Below are 20204 nucleotides of genomic sequence, written 5' to 3' on the forward strand. Positions count from 1 at the left end.
GAGGATCGTGAAGCGTTATGGAATGGGGCTACTACTGTTCCATCTGCTATCCACAGATCTTCTGTCATGAAATAAGGATACATGGTTTAATATTGCTATGTAGATAGTTGAAGGGTGAGGTTACTAATCTAATACACTTATAAAGTAAGTGAAAGCAGAAGACCAAGGGATGGGACTTCTGCTTTGTTAATTTTAAAAGTGGACCTATACAACTTATCTTAAAATGGGTTTGTTGCCCATTGTAAAGATTGTTTAATGAAAATACGAGGATGTAGTTTTAGTTGAGCGACCATATATTCCGCTAGATCTTCAGGCTGCATATACTTATCCTCATTTTTTTCTGCTAATTGGTCTCCGAAGGCAAGTTCTGTAGCAACAAGACTTGGATTCATCGTGAACACGCGAATATTGTTTTTACGAACTTCCTGCATTAGTGCTTCTGTCATACCTTGAATAGCAAATTTAGATCCACTATAGGAGGTAGAACCTGCTGTGCCTTTTAGTCCATTACTAGAAGAAATAGTAATAATGTCTCCTTGATTCTTTTCAACCATTTGTGGCAAGACAGCACGTGTAACGTGGTATGTTCCAAAAACATTAACCTCGAAAGTATGCTTCCATGTTACTGGGTCCATCTCTAGAAAAGCACCGTATGCTCCAATACCAGCATTATTTATAAGTATATCTGCTGAGCCAATTTCTTTTTGTAAGTAATCAATCGCTTGCTCAACTTCTTCTAGATTAGCTATATCAGCAGTAGCAAAGCTTGCTTTAACACCATGGGCTGCTGCTTCCTTTGCAACTTCTTCTAGCTTGCTTTTTGTGCGGGCGATTAGGCCAACATGGACTCCCTCTTTTGCTAATACGAGAGCAGTAGTTCGTCCAATACCACTACTAGCACCTGTAATGTAGGCAACTTTACCTTTGATAACTTGTCCCATATGAATCATCCTTTCTATAGCGATCTACGGTAAGTATAAGTTTTATAAGGAATAGATTCAAAGATAACTTATTACATCATTATCGGTGAGAAATGGATCCAATTTAAATGCTCCCTACAAAGAGGGAATTAACAGGAAAAAGATTAATAAAAGCATGATTATAAAAAAACGTTGGTGAGAGGGAAAATGCTGTACTTCGCTTTCCCTCTCACTCGATTGCCTCCCATACGTTTTATCCTTTTTCACTACGAAACGCTAATTACTTTAATGATTAAGAAGGATGGGTAGTCTTTTCACACCGCGTACAATCATGCCTGTTCGCCATTCTAAATCTTGTTTGGTAATATTCAAGGCAGCGTGCGGATAACGTTTAAAGAAGCTAGAAATCGCAATTTCACCTTCTAAACGAGCAAGCGGAGCACCTAAGCATGCGTGAATTCCCTTACCAAATGCTAAATGCTTCCTTTTTTCTCGCGTAATATCTAGAATTTCTGGATCTTTGAATTGCTCTGGATCGTGATTGGCAGAATTAAGGGAAATGATGACTAGATCCCCTTTTTTCATAGATTGTTCTTTAAATAGGATATCTTCTCCAGCCCAACGCGATGTACTGTATTCAACCGGACCATTAAATCGCAGTGTTTCTTCCAACGCATTGGTGATTAATGTTGGCTGCTTTTTTAATAATTCTAGCTGCTCAGGGTGTTCTAATAAATTCATAATGCTATTCCCAATAAAATTAACGGTTGTCTCGTGTCCTGCAATTATTAATAATGATACAACACCGTATAACTCTTTTTCAGTAAGTTGGTTCCCTTCTGCCTCCGTAATGACCAACTTACTAATTAAATCTTCACCAGGATTTACACGTACGATAGCAAACCGTTCCTTTAAATAGTGGATGAAATTATCCATGTGCTGTTCCATATCCTCTTGTACCATGGCACCATTTGTTCCTTCAATTAAGACATTTGACCAAATGCGAAATTTATCACGATCTTCTGTTGGGATTCCTAACATTTCACAAATAACGATGATTGGTAGTGGGAAAGCAAGTGAATCGATTACGTCAACAGACTGGTGATTAGCCATTTCGTCAAGGAGATGGTCTGTTATTTCTTGAATACGACCTCTCATTCCTACAATCATTTGTGGAGTAAATGCCTTAGAAACAAGACCACGTAAGCGTCTGTGATCAGGCATATCTGCAAACAACATATTTTCATCTAAAACGGTATAATAATTTAATTCATCTTCATGTATCAGTTTTCTAAAATCTTTAATAAATCGTTGGTCCTTTAATGCTGCTAACGCATCTTCATATCTCGTAATAAACCATGCATACTGACCATCTGGAAGTCGTATTTGGGTAATTGGCTCTTCCTTTCTTAATTGATTATAAGTTGGATAAGGATTAGCAATGAATGGCTTTGTAAATAACGTATCGCTCACAGATTTCATTTGAACCGCTCCTTTTGCAGAAAAATAGGTTATCGAGTTTCTTTTATTTGATCAAACATAATTTCTACATATTGGAATTAAGAAGATCTTTTTACCATATCAATATAAAGCTGTTGATATGCTTTATGTTCTGCTTCCATACCTAACTCAGAATAGAGAATGGATAACCATTCTACTGGTTTAGGGTCATCAGGATATAGTTCCATATCCCAACTCATGCATTCAATAGCTAATTCTTGCTGTTTAAAATAATGATAGAGTTCACCCAGACGTCGCTGTTGATTAGGGTCTTCAGCAAGTTCATTTATTTCATGAACCAGATTAATAATCCGCTTTGCAAATGGTTTCGTCATAAATGGCTCTAGCCATTTTAAAATATCGGGAAGGGGTAGTTCAGAGAGTAATCGGCAGATAGCTTGATGTAACATCCTATCTGCCTGCTTCCTATCTATCGTATGTAATGTGAGAATGAGCTGCTGGAGTTCTTTAGAATTCAGTGAGACGGGATTGACGGTAATTTGTTCGATTGTATTTACTAACGATTTGGATTGGGTAGGTTCCAAGGAGAGGCTGTGCTTGCTTTGCAAAACCATTAATTTTTGTACGTTTTTTGTTGATAAATATACATTCAATAAGTCTTTGAGGAATGTATCTAAGGTAAGTCCGCGTGTATATAAATCTTCCAAAACCTCTATTAAAGAGATAGCAGGGTAGTGTTGGTCTAACGTGGCTTTTAATTCCTGATAATCGGCATTACGTTGTGTATAGACAGCTTGGCTTATATGGATAGCGGCTAAATCCATCCATCGTTCCTGCTGCTTATATATGTGTGCAAGCTTTTGAAAATCTTCGTATTTATGGTCATAACAAATTTCTTCTACATAAATGGGGTCTTTCATAAGCATTTTCTCATCTTTATGTTTGTATAGTTCCTCGTACTTTGCAAATGTTAAATCACTGGAAAACGTATCAACTAATCGGTGATTAGGAGCAAAGCCTCTAAGGATCCTAAAAATACGGTAACAAGATAGTAATTTTCCATCTCGTCGCTCTTTATAAAAGCATTTTTCAATAAAATTTGCTAGCTTTTCTTTTTTTATAAAGGATTCGAAGTAGGTAGTGATTAATGCAGTTTCCTGAAGTGTGTATTCATTTAATAGTTTTTGAAAAAGGGAACTATATTTTCGTTTCTTAAATTGGGAATAAGGTGAGATTTGTAATTCGATAAATGGATGTGGAGAAGAAAGTACGAGTCCGTATTGGAAAGCTTTCCTTAGGTGAGATGTTTTTCGGGTGGTCCTTGAGCTGTCATACGTTAAATACTTATCGTTATGGAAAAATAAATAATATCGTTGCTGCTGGAGGTCAGTGGCTTCTATAACCTTACTTTGTTTATAAATGGCCATTCGATTAACATCAAGTTTTAACGTATGCTGATTCAAATTCTTTAAAAATATAGTTTGATTTCGCATGCTTATCCTCCTCTAAAAGAAACTTATGTATATATATTAAGTATGTCTAAGATAAATGACTTGATCAAGAAAAACAATTTTAAATGGTGTCCTTTCATTATAGATGAAATAGTTTTAATTTGCATGCTTTGATTTTTTAACATAATTTGGGCTGCCTAATATATTGGTATATAGATGTTTTTATCCCGCATATAACTGGCAGTAAGCCCCTCACCTCAAGGAATAAAGTGAAAGCAATATAGATAAGAAGGGGTTCAACTGCCAGTAAATGTCCGATTTGTTCGGGCCTACATGGAAGTAGGTCACAAAGGCGTTGCCACAGGACGTGGCGATTTAAGCCTTTGTACGTATTTGTTTCAGTAAAAGCCGGATGGAAGTTTCACTTTAAGAAAGAAAATCTTTTTAAATGATACGATGCATTTAATTTGGAAATTGTAAGGGGTGTAACAAATGCCTGCCATTTCAGGTGACGATTATATAAAGCGGATTGATCAGTTGAACACAGAAATTTGGTATAGCGGGGGGGAAAATAAATGGGAGGATTTCTCAGCATCCAGCTTTTAAAGGCGCGATTCAAAGTCAAGCCATGCTCTATGATTTGCAGCTGAGGGATGATTATATTGAAGAAATGACCTATCATTCACCTCATACAGGTGATCGTATTGGAACTTCTTATATACAGCCTAGGACGATACAGGAATTAAAGAAACGTAGTCGTATGATACAAATATGGGCAAAAATACATGGTGGAATGATGGGTAGGAGTCCAGATTATATGAACACCGTATTAATGGCCTTCGCTTCTTCTGCAAGGTTATTGGAAGGAAAAGCAAATTGCTTTCCGAAGCGGCTTGTTCAATTTTATGAAAGGGCTAGGGAAGAAGATATGTCGTTTACACATACCTTTATTAACCCACAATTCAATCGGTCAAAGTATTATATAGAAGATAGCGAAGAACCAATTGCTGCCAAAATTGTAGATGAAACAGAAGCAGGTTTAATTATAAAAGGTGCCCGGCTTTTGGCAACACAGGGCGGAATGACAGATGAGCTGCTTGTTTTTTCAGCTGGAAGAATATTTGAAGAAAATAATGCATACTTTTTATCTGTTCCTAGTGATGCTAATGGGCTAAAATTCATTTGTCGCGAATCATTCTGTAAGGGAGATTCCTCTTTTAATTATCCATTAAGTTCTCGATTTGAAGAAATGGATACGATGATTGTATTTGATAATGTTTTCATACCATGGGAGCGGGTCTTTTTTTATAAAAACATCGAGGTAGGTAATCGTTTTCAACGAGAAAGTGCGTTTTTGCCTTTTAGTCTGCATCAAGTGATTAATAGGCAGGTTGTAAAGCTAGAATTCGTTTTGGGTATTGCTGAGGAGATTATCGAGTCAATCCATACTGGTACGTACGAGAATGTACAAGAGAAGATGGCAGAAATCATTGTCGGTTTAGAGACAATAAAAGCATTGTTAATTAAATCAGAGGTGAATGCGACACTGGATGAGTTTGGACTGATGCGACCGGAATTAGCTTCGTTACAGGCAGCAAGTAGCGCATTTCCCAAAATTTACCCACGGGCAGTGGAAATCATTCAATTACTTGCTGCTAGCGGATTAATGACTATACCTACAGAGGAAGATTTTAATTCGTCTATACGGATGGATTTGGATCAATATTTGCAGAGTGCAACAAAAGATGCAGTGGAAAGGGTGAAGTTATTTCGATTAGCATGGGATTTGACAATGAGCCCATTTGGTTCCAGACAAACACAATATGAGCGATTTTTCTTTGGTGTTCCTAATGTATTAGCAAGTGAATTATACCATGGTTATAATAAGAAAAAATATCAGGAGTTTATTAAAGCATTTATAGATCAAACATTCACATCGGAAAATGAAAGCAAAAGTAGTAGATAGCATAACTAAATATTAGTTGCTGAGACTTCACACTGTATCGCACATTGTGGGGGGCAGACCCGAGAGACTATTTCTCCGACATTATTTTACTTAACGATTTAGGCGAGATTATCACCCTGCAAAATAGAAGCTAAGGCTTATCTAGGATTGCGCGCATTACTGAAATAAGTGAAGTCTATGAACTGGGTACCTATCGATCGATGCTACCTTTTGTTGACCGAAACCAACATCAGATTAAGGGGCAGTTTGTGAAGTATGAGAGGTGATTAAAAGAAGTGTCGATATAATAAATGCTTAGTAGGCATTATTTTTTTGCGGAGTAAGGGTAAAACACACTTATTTGTTCAACTAGTAATCAGTGGGGGATAAACAATAATTGATAAACAAAAAACCCCCACTGATTGAAGCTTTACTTTATCTAAAAGTTTCTCTTTTCATATGTATACATTTAGTCTATAATTTACAGGATATTTGCATAATTATGTCGAATATTAATGCGTAAATTTTAGATTAAGGTGGTGAATGGTATGGATCAACTAATAGATAAGATACCTTTTGTTAATCACGATTCAAGAATAAAGAAAATTAAGAAGGGTTTTTCAGCTGATAAAAAATTTGTAGTTGATAATCGCTATCTTATCCGAGTTTTTTCAAGTGAACAGGAAGCGAGTAGGGAAAAGGAATTTAAGACAATCATGCGCTTACAAACTTATTCCAAGTATGTCCCTGAAGCAGTTGAATTTGGCTCTATAACGGATACGGATTATTCATATATGATACTTACTTATATTACCGGTAAGGATGGAGAAGCTGTCTTACAATGTTTAACAGAAGATGAACAGTACGAAGCGGGAATTCAAGCTGGTATGGAATTAAAGAAGCTGCACGCCTTTCCAGCCCCAGAAAATATACCATCATGGTACGAAATTAAAAGACGAAAAAGTAATAAATATCTGTCAGAATTGGAGGCTATCGATGTTGATGTAAACATGAAAAGGATGCTTCGGTCGTATATTAAGGAAAATGAGCAATTATTATACAATAGGCCAAATACATTTCAGCATGATGACTTTCATCCTGCTAATCTATTGATCAACGAAGGCAGATTTGCAGGAATAATTGATTTTCAGAGAATAGACTGGGGTGATCCTATTCATGATCTCCAAAAACTCGGCTTTTTTTCTAATCGAGTAAGCAATGCGTTTACAAGGGGAATTGTTGATGGTTATAACGAAAATGATGTTTCTATAAAGTTTTGGGAACTATATGCATTATATAGTGCCATGCATATTGTATCCTCGCTTGTGTGGGGAAGGAAAATGGGCAACTATCAGACCATGCTGACCTATTCGCTAGATGTTATTAGAGATCATAAAAACTTTACAACGTGTATCCCAGCTTGGTACCGCTGATCTTCATTCATAATTGATGGAACCATTAAATGAATGTGTTCGTATATAAATGATAAATATAAATAAGGAGTTAGCTATGAAACGAACGGTAGAATTTATATTAGGTTTAATTGCTGTTGCGATGGTATAGATGAAGTTATTAACATAATTTAGCTATATAGGCTAGATAAAATGGATTTTAAAGTATAAATACCTGCTTTGAAATCTATTTTTTGGTAGTCATCGGAAATGAAGGAAATGATAAAATTTGTCCATGTGGATAAATATGCGTGTTAAGCCGCGTCCAGCTCCAGCGCCCAGAAACGATGTGACTTCACGAATCGTCTCACGATAATTCATCATCGGCTCGCAAGCTCACTGTGATTTCCTTATTTCCGTTGACTCGCTCCACTCGCTATGTTTCCAATCGGGAGCTTGTATCCCGCATATCACGTGCAGTATGCCCTCAATATGGATAAGAAGGGGATCAACTACCAGTTATAGGTCAGATTGGTTCCAAGGCCTTTAGGTTATACCCTTGTGGTACTAACAATCCGTGGAGGATAAACATCCCTCCACGGATCGTTGTTTCACTTTATCTATATAGTGTGCACATCCCATGCTCTATATCTGGTTAATTACAATTAAACGTTATTTCTTATTTTTCCCCACTTAATTCTACTAATATTTTTGCTTGAGACTTGTCCTTAGATAATGCTTCAAAGCCTTTTTCAATTATGTCATCCAGCTGTATTTCATCCGTGATAACAGATTGTGGCTGTATTTGACCAGATGCCATTAAATCAATCGTTTGCTGAAAAGAAGTAGGTGTATAAGCTATAGATGAAGTGATTTTCACACCTTTACCTGTTAATTGGAATGGGTTCCATTCAATCGGTCTAGCAAAGATTGATACGATTACCATGGTTCCTCTTGGTTTCGTTGCTTGAATAGATTGCTCAAATGTAGGAGCTACGCCAGCAACTTCAAAGGAAACATCTACACCTTCAGGTACGATATCTGTAATAGCTTTTACTGGATCAGTTTCCCCAGAATTAATAATATGTGTTGCTCCGACTTCTTTTGCTTTTTGCAGCCTTGTTTCCGACAGGTCTAGTGCAATAATTTTGCTTGCACCTGCTGCTTTTGCTGCAATGATTGTTAATAATCCAATCGGTCCAGCACCGAATACTGCAACAGTGTCGCCAAATACTAGTCCGCCTTCTTTTATTGCTTGAACAGCAACTGCTGTCGGTTCAACTAAAGCTCCGTCTTGTAATGTTAATGGCTCAGGTAGGTGATATACATTTTTTTCTGGAACATTTGTAAATGATGTAAATCCACCATCTGTATTTAAACCGATAAAGGCAAAGCCATCATATGGGTCAAGATCCTCTGATTTATTTCCGAATGTAAGGGTAGGATTTACTGCTACTCGGTCGCCCGGCTTATATGTGGTAACCTTTGCACCTACTTCTTCTACAACTCCTGCAAACTCATGCCCAAATGTTAATGGAGTTGTATCACCTGTTAAAGGATCTTCTTTTTCTACAGGAACAAATACAGGTCCTTCCTCATATTCATGAAGATCACTTCCGCAAATGCCTGCCCAAGCTACTCTCACCTTTACTTCAGTTTCTTTTAAAGGTTTCAATTCTCGTTCTTCTACTCGTACATCTTTTTTACCGTACCATACTGCAGCTTTCATGGAATTATCCTCCTTATTACTCAGATGGAAATAATTAAATTACTACTTTAGTATACCATTCTTATTTTATAATTTGTCTATTTCTGTCGAAACTTCACATATTAGTCAAGATAATTTTACAAGTAATATACAAATTAGAAAATATATTGTTTGTAGTCTATAAGTTATGGGTCAATCGGAATTCATTTGGGTGATTTTGTTAGAAGTTTACCTTTAGTAGTTAGTTCGTAGATGTGAATCATTATGTTAAAATTATGATTGAGAAACATAGAATCATCTAGTCTAGCATGCAGGTAGAATGAAGATATGGTTTCTTACTTTTAACGATTTATCCCACATATAACTTGCAGTAAGTTCCCTGCTTCAAGCAATAGAGAGAAAGCAATATGGATAAGGGGGAAATCGACTGCCAGTAAATGTCCGTTGGTTTAAAGGCCTCTAGGTCATACCCTTGTGGTGCTAACCATCCGTGGGGATAAACAAAATCCCCTACGGATGGAAGTTTCACTTTATACTATGAAATATGGAATTTTACAGTAATCGAAGAATAATAGATGAATCTTATTATAAGGAGGAATATGGAATGAAATTTATTCACACTGCTGATTGGCATCTTGGCAAATTAGTACAGGGTGTCTATATGACAGAAGATCAAGCGTACATACTTTATCAATTCATCGAGGCTATTGAAAATGAAAAACCTGATGCTGTTATTATTGCAGGAGATTTATATGATAGAGCAGTGCCGCCAACAGAAGCGGTACATCTCTTAGATGAAATTTTAGAGAGAATCGTACTTCAACTTCGTATTCCGGTTTTGGCAATTGCTGGGAATCATGATAGTCCGAGCCGATTAAATTTTGGTAGTAAAATTATGCGAGATAATGGCTGCCATATTGTAGGGACGCTCACGAATGATTTACAACCAATTGTTTTACATGATCATGATGGAGAAGTTCATTTTCATTTAGTTCCTTATTGTGATCCAAGTGTGGTAAGAACTACTTTTCAGGATGATACGGTTCGTACACATAATGATGCAGCAAAGAAAATTATCGAGCAGATTGAGAGGAGAATGGATTCACATGCTAGACATGTATTTGTAGGACATGCTTTCGTTACTCCTTATGGAGCAGAAGAAGAAAATACGAGTGATTCAGAACGTCCATTATCTATTGGTGGATCGGAATACGTAGCTGCTGAGCACTTTGCAAAATTTCATTACACAGCGTTAGGACACCTGCATCAAGCGCATTATGTATGGAACGAGACGATACGTTATGCTGGATCTCCATTGAAGTACTCTATTTCAGAGGAGCATCATAAGAAAGGATTCTATGTTGTGGAAATAGATGGAGAAGGTGCTGTTAATGTTGAGAAACGTATACTGCATCCGAGAAGAGATGTGCGCACAGTTGAAGCTTCTATAAATGAGTTGCTGACACACCCTATCAATGATGATTATGTATTTATTCGCTTAACAGACGAGTTACCAGTACTTTCACCGATGGAAAAGGTGCGATCTGTTTACCCAAATGCGTTGCATGTTGAACGGAAGCATAATCAATTTTCTCTTGCTGATGATGAGGAGAATAATCGGGTAGAACGCACCAAGCTGTCAGAACTTGAATTATTTCATGCTTTTTACAAAGAAGTGAAGGGAACAGAAGCAACACAAGAAACGGAACAGCTTTTTAAAGAAGTACTGAATGAATGGCTGCATGAGGAATCAGATGTAACACAAACAGAAAAGTTGAAGCCTTATCTTACCATTTAATGCAGAAGGGAGTGGAATAATTGAGACCTTTAAAGTTAACAATGACAGCGCTTGGCCCATATAAAGATACGGAAACAATAGATTTTACGGAAATAGAAGCGTATCGTTTATTTGTTATTTCTGGAAATACTGGTGCCGGTAAGACGACTATATTTGATGGTATTTGCTTTGCTTTATATGGCTCAGCAAGCGGAGAAGATCGAGAAGAAAATATGCTGCGAAGTGATTTTGCCGATGACAATGTCCATACAGCAGTGGAGTTACTGTTTGAATTAGGCGGTCGTATTTTTCGAATTCTGCGCCAACTAGGCCATGTGAAGCAAGGGAATAAAACGAAGACAGGTGACCGATACGAATTCTATGAGCTAATAGATGGCAATGAAATTCCTTGTGTAGATAGGCAGATTGTATCTGAAATAAACAAAAAAATAGAAGCTTTAATTGGTTTAACGCAGGATCAATTTAAGCAGATTGTTATGCTTCCGCAAGGAGAATTCCGTAAGCTACTCACCTCGAAAACGGATAATAAAGAAGAAATATTACGTCGACTATTTAAGACGGAACCGTATAAAAAAATTAGTGAACGGATGAGAGAGAAGAAGGCTAATGCAGAACAGGCATACAATAAAGCTATCCAAGCTCGTGATCAATTGATTAAGCATATTGAAGTGAGGTTACCTAAACGAGAAAATTCATTTCTATTTCAGCTTTTAGAAAGTGAGCATTACAATATCAATCAGGTTATAACTGGTTTACAAGAAGAAAGTCACTTTTATATGGAGAGAATCGCGTGTGATAAGGCTAGATATGAACAAGCATATGAGGCTCATAATAACAAACAGGCGGAATATCACCAAGCAAAAGCTATAAATGATCGTTTCAATGAAATGCAACAAAAAAAAGCCAGACTAAACGAATTAGATAATCAGCTTACAACATATCAAAAGCGAGAAAAACAATTAGACGATGCAGAGCGAGCTAACAACCTCATTCCTTATGAAAAACAGCGAAATGATTGGCATAAAGAAGAGGAAATGCAACAAAAGAATCTTCACTACGCAGAAAATAAGCTTAAAACAGCTAACGAGCGAGTAAAGCAAGTGCAAGCCTTGTATAAAAAAGAGGAAGATAAGAAGGAAGAAAGAGAACAACTACGTATTATTCTGGAACAACTAAAGGATTATTTACCAATAGTTAAAGAAATGGATGCGTCTAACCAACAGTTGAATAAGCTGAATCAGCAAGTGCAGGATGGCGCCTCCGAATTGGAGAAACTTCAAAAACTACTCGATGTAAAGAATCAGCGAGCAGAAGCTATTCACGAACAAATAGAAAAGCTCGATCTCACAGTCGAGCAGTTACCAGATAAACAGCAACGATTACAAGAGATGCGAGATCAAGTAAAAGTCCTAATAGATTATATAGAGTTAACAAAAAAACACGATAAATTAGAAAAAGAATCCAAACAAAAACATCAAGAAGCATCTCAAGCGCAAGCTGATTACCAACAAATTGAAAGGGATTGGCTTAATAATCAAGCTAGTATTCTAGCAGCGCATCTACATGATGGACAAGCTTGCCCGGTCTGCGGAAGTATCGATCATCCACAAAAAGCCATAAATAGGGATCGTAACGTATCGAGGGAGCATTTAGAAAAAGCGAAGCAGCAATTTCAGATACTAGATACGCAATATCGTAACAGCTTTGCTGAATGGAATTCAGTAAGCGTACAATTAAAGGAAAGGGAAAATGAATTAAATAACTATTCCATAAATAAGAGAGATGTAACAAGTGCTAAAGAAGCATTAGTACTTCAAGGGCAGCAACTAAGTGAAGAAGTGAAGCAATTACATCATGATAGAAAACAGCTTGCTGAATATAAAGCTATGTACGAACAGGCATTAAAAGAAACCAAAGATGTAGAAGCTAAAGTGAAAAGAACGGAGCAATATTATCAAGAGCAAGTTGCATCTTATCGTACTGCTCATGCTGTTTATCAGGAAAGAATACAAAAGATTCCTCAAGATGTGAGAACTCTGTCTGAATTAGAGAAAAAAATAGAAGTAAAAGAAGAGCAACGAAAGGAATTGGAGGAGCGCTGGGAGCAAATACAACAAAAGCTGTTGCAGGAGAAAGAAGAATTGACTAAAAGTGAATCCGATGTTAGTCATGCAAGCAACCAGCTGCAGGAAACGAAGATAAGGCGGGAGAATGCAGACAAACAGTTTGTTGATGCATTAAGCCAAGCGTCCTTCCAAACGGAGGAGGTGTTTCAACAAGCTAAGCTGAAAGAGGATGAGCGTAAGCAGTTAAAGCATAGCATAGAAGAATATAATCAGCATCGGCTTACGCTGCAAAAGCAGGTCCGTGATCTGAACAGAGAATTGAAAGATAAGCAGCAGGTTGAATTAACGACTATTGAAGCCAAACTGAAAGAATTAAAAGTAGAATACGAACAAGCATTAAAGACATGGGATCAATCAAATAAATACTATGAGGAAATCATTACACTACAGCAAAACATTGTCGAGGTCACTGAACAAGCTAATAACTTGGAAAAGAAATTAGCCACTATAACCGATCTCCATGATGTATTAAGAGGGCAAAATAACAAGAAAATATCCTTTGAACGGTATTTACAAATTGAGTATTTGGAGCAGATTATCGATGCGGCAAATTTACGATTAGATCGATTATCAAATGGTCAATTTTTCCTGAGTCGTAGTGACAGGCAGGAATCGCATGGAAGACAGAGTGGTCTAGGCCTCGACGTTTTCGATGCATACACGGGACAGACAAGAGATGTGAAATCCTTATCCGGAGGCGAGAAGTTTAATGCAGCTCTTTGTTTGGCACTAGGTATGTCAGATGTTATTCAAAGTTTTCAAGGCAATATTTCGATTGAAACAATGTTTATTGATGAAGGGTTTGGTACGCTGGATGAAGAAGCACTAAACAAAGCAGTTGATACATTGGTAGGTTTACAGCAATCGGGTAGAATGATTGGCGTGATCTCACATGTGCAGGAATTAAAAGCTATGTTCCCAGCAGTACTCGAGGTAAAGAAGACAAAAGAAGGATCTAGTCGAGCAAAATTTGTTGTAAAGTAACGGTAGCCTTTAAAGAATTTTAAAGGAACTGAATAGAGGAGGGCTATCAAAAGCTGAATCCTAGTGAATTTTTGTATCGCTTTTCACTGGCGTAGTTACATTTGACATGTGCTGTTTTCACAATTTTTTCGGCTAGGATAGACGTTCATGCATCGATTTCTCTCGGTAGAATAATTACTATTCCAAAGAACTGTCGAACTACTATCCTGATATACTTCATATTCGAATAGTAGTTCGACATTACTTATCTCAATTTCTATAGTCTCTCGCTCTTCATAATCGTTTAACTTGCTGAAACGATGGACTGTAAGTGCTGTAATGTTTGTTTTAGATTGTTTGTTTCCTCTTGTGTTAGAGGTACCATTGGAAGCCGAACATCCCCAACTGGAACACCTTTCATAGATAATGCTGATTTGACGGGCGAAGGACTAGGTGCAGCAAACAAAGCTTTCATGATTGGAAGTAAATGTTGATGTAGCGCTGCACTAGCTTTGACATTTCCAAAGCTAAATTGATTTATCATCTCTTGCATTTCATTACCAATGATATGGGAGGCGACTGAGACCACACCTTTTCCTCCAATAGCTAATGCTGGTAATGTTAGTCCGTCATCTCCGCTGTATAGGGAGAAGTCCTTGGATGTGCGTCTAATTATTTCTGACATCGCATCAAGGTTACCGCTCGCTTCTTTGATGGCAACAATATTATCTATTTTAGAAAGCTGTACCGTAGTATCTACAGTTAAATTGACACCAGTTCTTCCCGGTACATTATAAAGCATAATAGGGAGATTAGTAGCTGCTGCAATCGCTTGGAAATGCTGATAAATTCCTGTTTGCGAAGGTTTATTGTAGTATGGAGTAACAAGCATGATACCATTAACTCCAACTTTTTCCGCTTGTATTGTTAAATTAATAGTAGCTTTTGTGTTATTTGCCCCAGTTCCAGCTAATACCGGAATTCGATCATTTACTACTTCAACAACGAAGCGCATAAGCTGAATCTTTTCCTCATCTGTTAATGTAGCTGATTCACCTGTAGTTCCAGCAACAATCAGCCCATCCGTTCCATTTTTAATTAAATAATTTACGAGAGATCTTGTGGCATGAAAATCAATTTTTCCATGTTGATCAAATGGTGTCACCATTGCGGTTAATACTTGGCCAAATTCCATTTCTTTACACCCCTTGTGATAAGTTAAAACAATAGATGGATAGACCATTTCTAATTAACGCAAAAAAACAGCAGCAAGGGTTTGCTACTGCAGAAATGTAGTATTTCATTTTCTGCGTCAGATAGCCCTCCATATAGTTACCTATACGACAGTCCTGTATTTATTCAATAGCAGAACCAGCAACAGTAAATAATGAGTTATCTGTTACTTCGGCAACGATCCCTTTCCACAATCGTCAATGGATCTCATTATCCTCAAACTGTGTAATGATGACCGATGCACCTCTATCCTCACTTCAAATAATTGAAATAAGAAATATTTAATTGTCTGTAATATAACAGATTTCCTTATTTCACGCAAGGCTATTTGAATTTTAGCAAGGAAATGATGCCTATCGTTTATTCAATTGTTCCTTTAATGACATACAAATAAAGTGAACCTTCAATCAATTGAAGGTTTTGTTTGTCCCCCTAGTTACCAATAGTGTTGTTCCTTTATTGCTTGAAGCGGGGGTCTTACTGCTAGTTATATGTGGGGAAAAACATAATTTAGCTAAGCATCTCACCTAGAGTAATTACTCGAATCAATCAAAATATGACAAGTTGACATCCAGTCTATGCTTGAGGTGGTACGTGTTCTATAGGACGAAATACTTCTAGGTGAACTAAGGGCATCACTGTTTAAAGAATTCTTCCACCAATCCTATAAACTTCAGTACAATTGGAGGTAAATAACGATTTTTCTCATAGGCTAGATATACGCTTCTGGATAAATGTGAATCGTTAATATGTTTTATATGATAATCTGAATGAACTGTATTTTTAACATAGTTTTCAGGAACAACTGTGATTCCTAAACCTTCGATAACAAGACGACATGCTGTTTCAAATCGCTCGATTTCAAATTGAATCATTGGCTGAATCCCTGATTTAGCAAATGCATAAAGAATATCCTCTCTTGTTTGAAAGCCTTCTTTGCAAATGATAAATGTTTCGTCTTTCAAGTCATAAATAGTTAGCTCTGTATGATCTTGTAAGTTGTGCCCTTGAGGAAGAACAGCAACTAATTTTTCCTCATAGATAGGTAATGTCTCAATCGCATCATTATTCAAATTCTGATTTGTTATAGCTAGATGAATATCGAAGTTTGTTAAAGCTTTCTCTACATCCGTTAAACTTAGAATTTCTAATAATTTTATATGAGCATCCTGATATTCTTTCTGAAATTGTTTCAAAATTTTTGGTACCCAAAAATTGGAGGACTCTATTAAACCGATTGTGAGTTCCAGCGGTCCCTGCTCTTTCAAGCGGATCATTTCTTTAGATACATGCTGATAGTGATTTAACAATTTTTTAGCCTCTTGATAAAGTATTTTACCCTCACTTGTGACCTCGAGGCTCCTCGTATTACGTTTAATTAATGTCAATCCTACTTCATTCTCTAGCTTTTTAATAGCAGCACTAAGTGATGGCTGAGATACATGTAAGACGGTTGCTGCTCGAGTATAGGTTGATTGTTCAACAATCGTAACAAAATAGACTAAATGGCGAAATTCCATCCTAATCTCCTTAATTTATAGTTGAATTTTATAAAAATATAGAATATTTATATTTGTAATTATATATTATTATAATTATAATTTTAATGTATGGTATTAAATTAAAAAAATGTTATGTCTTCTATTATCTATAGTACCAAATAAACAGAAGGATCGATAATCAGATGGAAAAGGAATGTGAATTTTTTAACTACAGAAAATGTAAACGGTTTATTTGAGGTTGCTAACATAGGGAGGAGATGAAGAAAATGAGAATGGAAAAGAACATGCAAGTAGAACAATATCGTGGTTCAGCATTACATACGAAAGGATGGATACAAGAAGCTGCTCTTCGAATGTTGAATAATAATCTGAGCCCAGAGGTGGCAGAAAATCCAGACGAGCTAGTGGTTTATGGTGGGATAGGTAAAGCAGCACGAAATTGGGAATGCTACGAGGCGATTGTGAAGGAATTAAAACAGATAGAGGAAAATGAGACCTTACTCATTCAATCAGGAAAACCCGTTGCTGTGTTCCGTACGCATACAGATGCTCCGAAAGTGCTGATTGCTAACTCGAATTTAGTTCCAGCATGGGCGAATTGGGAGCACTTTCATGAATTGGATCAGAAAGGTTTAATGATGTATGGGCAAATGACTGCGGGCAGCTGGATCTATATTGGCAGCCAAGGAATTGTGCAAGGAACATATGAGACATTTGCAGAATGTGCTAGGCAGCATTTTGACGGTAGTTTACAAGGAACGATTACTGTGACGGCGGGGTTAGGCGGCATGGGAGGAGCGCAACCTTTAGCGGTGATACTAAATGAGGGGATCTGTATTGCTATAGAAATAGATCCTCATCGTATCCAGCGTCGATTAGATACAAATTATTTAGATACCTCTACGGATAGCTTAGATGAAGCAATAAAGCTTGCTGAAGAAGCGCGTAGTAAAGGGGAAGCGCTATCTATAGGCTTGTTAGGCAATGCAGCTGAGCTTCTACCGGAAATGCTTACAAAAGGATTCATTCCAGACGTACTAACAGATCAAACCTCCTCTCATGATCCGCTGAATGGCTATATCCCTGTTCATATGACGTTAGCAGAAGCAGCTAAATTAAGGGAGAATAATCCAGGGAATTATGTTCAATTATCTAAACAAAGTATTGCAGTTCATGTTAAGGCAATGCTGCAAATGCAGCAAAAAGGGGCGGTTACCTTTGATTATGGAAATAATATCCGCCAAGTAGCCAAGGATGAAGGAGTAGCGAATGCATTTGATTTTCCTGGATTTGTTCCTGCTTATATTCGCCCACAATTTTGTGAAGGTAAAGGACCGTTTCGCTGGGTGGCATTATCCGGCGATCCAGAAGATATTTATAAGACAGATGAGGTCATCCTGCGCGAATTTAGTGAGAACGAGTCGCTGTGTAAGTGGATTCGCATGGCGCAAGAGAAAATTAGTTTCCAAGGACTCCCTTCTCGGATTTGCTGGCTAGGGTATGGAGAAAGAGCCCGCTTTGGAAAAATTATTAATCGTATGGTTGAACGAGGTGAATTAAAAGCACCGATTGTTATCGGACGTGATCATCTTGATTCAGGTTCCGTAGCCTCACCAAATCGAGAAACGGAAGCGATGAAGGATGGAAGCGATGCGGTAGCGGACTGGCCAATATTAAACGCGTTGATTAATAGTGTTGGGGGAGCTAGCTGGGTCAGTGTCCACCACGGTGGCGGCGTTGGTATGGGATACTCGCTTCATGCTGGAATGGTTATTGTTGCCGATGGAACAAAAGAGGCGGAGGAGCGTTTGGATCGCGTCCTTACAACAGATCCTGGGATGGGGATTGTTCGTCATGTGGATGCAGGCTATGAAAAAGCCGAGGATACTGCGAAGGAAAAAGGTGTTCATATTCCAATGCTACAACGTAAAGGGGCGTTATAAATGTCAGATATCCTATTTATTAAACATGCAGCTCAATTACTTACCATAAGTGGAAATACCGATAAGCCAGCTAAAACTGATGCAATGAGAGAGCTTAATAGTATAGAAGATGGTGGATTACTTGCGAAGGACGGTGAGATTATTGCCATTGGTACGACGGAAAAAATTCAAGCGAAGTATGCCGATGAAATTGCTCAAGCTAAACAAATCGATGCGTCTAATAAAGTAGTTTCCCCAGGTCTGATCGATCCTCATACACATCTTGTTCATGCCGGAACAAGGGAGAATGAGTATGCAATGCGACTAAAAGGAAAGTCGTATATGGACATCATGCATGCAGGAGGCGGTATTCACGCAACAACTCGAGCTACGCAGCAAGCAAATTATGACCAACTTTATCATGAATCGAAGCTGCGTCTAGATACATTTCTAACAAATGGCGTCACCACAGTAGAAGCAAAGAGTGGATATGGTTTAACGACAGAACATGAAATCAAGCAATTGGAAGTTGCCAAGCAATTAAATAAGGATCATGTCATGGATGTTGTTTCAACATTTATGGGAGCACATGCTGTACCAGTAGCCGAAAAAGAAAATCCAGATATTTTTGTAGATCGAGTTATTTCAGAGATGATTCCAGAGGTTGCTAAACGGAATTTGGCAACATTTAATGATGTGTTTTGTGAGCGAGGCGTATTTACGCCAGAACAATCAAGAAGAATTCTGGAGGCGGGTAAGGAATATGGACTAATTCCAAAAATTCATGCGGATGAAATTGAATCCTATGGGGGGGCAGAATTAGCTGCAGCTGTTGGTGCGATTTCAGCTGATCATTTATTGAAGGCATCGGATGTAGGAATTCGTCAAATGGCTGAACAAGATGTTATTGGTGTTCTTTTACCAGGTACTGCATTTTTCCTAATGGCAGAATTTGCTCAAGCAAGAAAAATGATAGATCAAGGCTTAGCCGTTGCTCTTTCTACGGATGCAAACCCAGGTTCATCCCCAACGTTATCCTTACAGTTTATTATGAATCTTGGCTGTTTAAAAATGGGGATGACACCTGAAGAGGTTATTACAGCAACAACCATCAATGCTGCACATGCGATTGGTTGTGCTGATAAAATCGGGAGTCTAGAAATTGGTAAACAGGCAGATATTACGATTTTTAATGTACCAAATTATCTAATGCTATCCTATCAATATGGAATGAATCATGTGGATACAGTTATCAAGAAGGGAAAGGTAGTTGTAGAACAAGAGAACTTGTCCACATGTAACAGGCATGTATCCTCCGTATAAGAAATAACAAAAGATGGGGTGGAATTAGGTTAATACGATTTATTGCGTATATAACTGGCAGTGATATTTCCACTAAAAGCAATAAAGTGAAACCAATAATGGATAATAGAGATATCCACTGCCAGTAAATGTCCGAGTGGTTTAAAGACCTTTAGGTCATAATCTTGTGGTACAAACCTTCAATGGGGATAAAAATCCACACTAATTGATGTTTCACCCTATGATTATAGCTATGTAATATTTGATTTTTGAATAATAATAGACGGAATTTTTTGTAAATGTTATTGACGGATAATTTTACGAAGACGTATACTAAAAGTAGTTACTAGTCATTAGTTAAGATTAGATTATTTAAAGAGCGTTTGATATATACTTGGCTTTCAAAAAAGAGGAGCTATGCGGACTACATAGTAGGTCTTCAACTCAGAAGAAGGCTGAACCGCTACCCGAAAGCGGAGTAT

12 protein-coding genes and 1 riboswitch are annotated in these 20204 nt (G+C 37.5%); of the genes, 6 read left to right on the top strand and 6 right to left on the bottom strand.

Translation table 11 applies throughout. The annotated features are described in order from the left end of the window. Nucleotides 1-218 precede the first annotated feature (218 nt). The 3 genes from RVS70_RS03360 to RVS70_RS03370 all read right to left on the bottom strand — a co-directional run bounded on the left by RVS70_RS03360 (nucleotide 219) and on the right by RVS70_RS03370 (nucleotide 3874). The gene (locus RVS70_RS03360) at nucleotides 219-941 is read right to left on the bottom strand and encodes a 3-ketoacyl-ACP reductase (protein ID WP_026682436.1); all 723 of its coding nucleotides are present in this window, start codon (nucleotides 939-941) and stop codon (nucleotides 219-221) included. Nucleotides 942-1205: 264 nt separating this feature from the next. Continuing rightward, complete coding sequence (locus tag RVS70_RS03365) at nucleotides 1206-2402, bottom strand: cytochrome P450 (RefSeq protein WP_321132504.1); 1197 nt, start codon at nucleotides 2400-2402, stop codon at nucleotides 1206-1208. Nucleotides 2403-2479: 77 nt separating this feature from the next. Then, entirely contained in the window at nucleotides 2480-3874 is a 1395-nt protein-coding gene (locus RVS70_RS03370; RefSeq protein ID WP_321132505.1) for a hypothetical protein, read from the bottom strand. 571 nt (nucleotides 3875-4445) lie between these two features. Here RVS70_RS03370 and RVS70_RS03375 point away from each other — a divergent pair. Next, nucleotides 4446-5798: a 4-hydroxyphenylacetate 3-hydroxylase family protein gene (locus tag RVS70_RS03375; protein WP_321132518.1), complete on the top strand. Its 1353-nt coding sequence runs from the start codon at nucleotides 4446-4448 to the stop codon at nucleotides 5796-5798. A gap of 527 nt (nucleotides 5799-6325) precedes the next feature. Then, nucleotides 6326-7210: an aminoglycoside phosphotransferase family protein gene (locus RVS70_RS03380; RefSeq protein WP_321132506.1), complete on the top strand. Its 885-nt coding sequence runs from the start codon at nucleotides 6326-6328 to the stop codon at nucleotides 7208-7210. Between the two features lie 637 nt (nucleotides 7211-7847). Here RVS70_RS03380 and RVS70_RS03385 read toward each other — a convergent pair. Then, nucleotides 7848-8897, bottom strand: coding sequence for a 2,3-butanediol dehydrogenase (locus RVS70_RS03385; RefSeq protein ID WP_026682432.1), 1050 nt, complete (start codon nucleotides 8895-8897; stop codon nucleotides 7848-7850). 583 nt (nucleotides 8898-9480) lie between these two features. On the opposite strand from RVS70_RS03385, the gene RVS70_RS03390 reads away from it, so the two are divergent. Beyond that, nucleotides 9481-10674: an exonuclease SbcCD subunit D gene (locus RVS70_RS03390; protein WP_321132508.1), complete on the top strand. Its 1194-nt coding sequence runs from the start codon at nucleotides 9481-9483 to the stop codon at nucleotides 10672-10674. A 20-nt stretch (nucleotides 10675-10694) separates the two neighbouring features. Further along, nucleotides 10695-13784, top strand: a complete 3090-nt coding sequence (locus tag RVS70_RS03395) for an SMC family ATPase (protein ID WP_321132509.1) — start codon at nucleotides 10695-10697, stop codon at nucleotides 13782-13784. A 283-nt stretch (nucleotides 13785-14067) separates the two neighbouring features. On the opposite strand, the gene dapA is transcribed toward RVS70_RS03395, so the two are convergent. Together dapA and RVS70_RS03405 are read right to left on the bottom strand one after the other, a co-directional pair. After that, entirely contained in the window at nucleotides 14068-14958 is an 891-nt protein-coding gene (dapA, locus tag RVS70_RS03400) for a 4-hydroxy-tetrahydrodipicolinate synthase (protein ID WP_121603762.1), read from the bottom strand. A gap of 114 nt (nucleotides 14959-15072) precedes the next feature. After that, nucleotides 15073-15253, bottom strand: a riboswitch (Lysine riboswitch). Nucleotides 15254-15631: 378 nt separating this feature from the next. Beyond that, nucleotides 15632-16516 carry a LysR family transcriptional regulator gene (locus RVS70_RS03405; protein ID WP_121603761.1) on the bottom strand — a complete coding sequence of 295 codons (885 nt, stop codon included), beginning with the start codon at nucleotides 16514-16516 and terminating at the stop codon, nucleotides 15632-15634. Between the two features lie 248 nt (nucleotides 16517-16764). On the opposite strand from RVS70_RS03405, the gene hutU reads away from it, so the two are divergent. Both hutU and hutI read left to right on the top strand, forming a co-directional pair. Further along, entirely contained in the window at nucleotides 16765-18441 is a 1677-nt protein-coding gene (gene hutU / locus RVS70_RS03410; RefSeq protein WP_371413980.1) for a urocanate hydratase, read from the top strand. Continuing rightward, nucleotides 18442-19743, top strand: coding sequence for an imidazolonepropionase (hutI, locus tag RVS70_RS03415; protein ID WP_026682426.1), 1302 nt, complete (start codon nucleotides 18442-18444; stop codon nucleotides 19741-19743). It abuts the gene before it with no gap. Nucleotides 19744-20204: the final 461 nt, after the last annotated feature.

Origin of the sequence: Virgibacillus sp. M23, from assembly GCF_034190895.1 — a bacterium.
In the GTDB taxonomy this organism is placed as follows: Bacteria; Bacillota; Bacilli; order Bacillales; family Amphibacillaceae; genus Virgibacillus; species Virgibacillus salarius.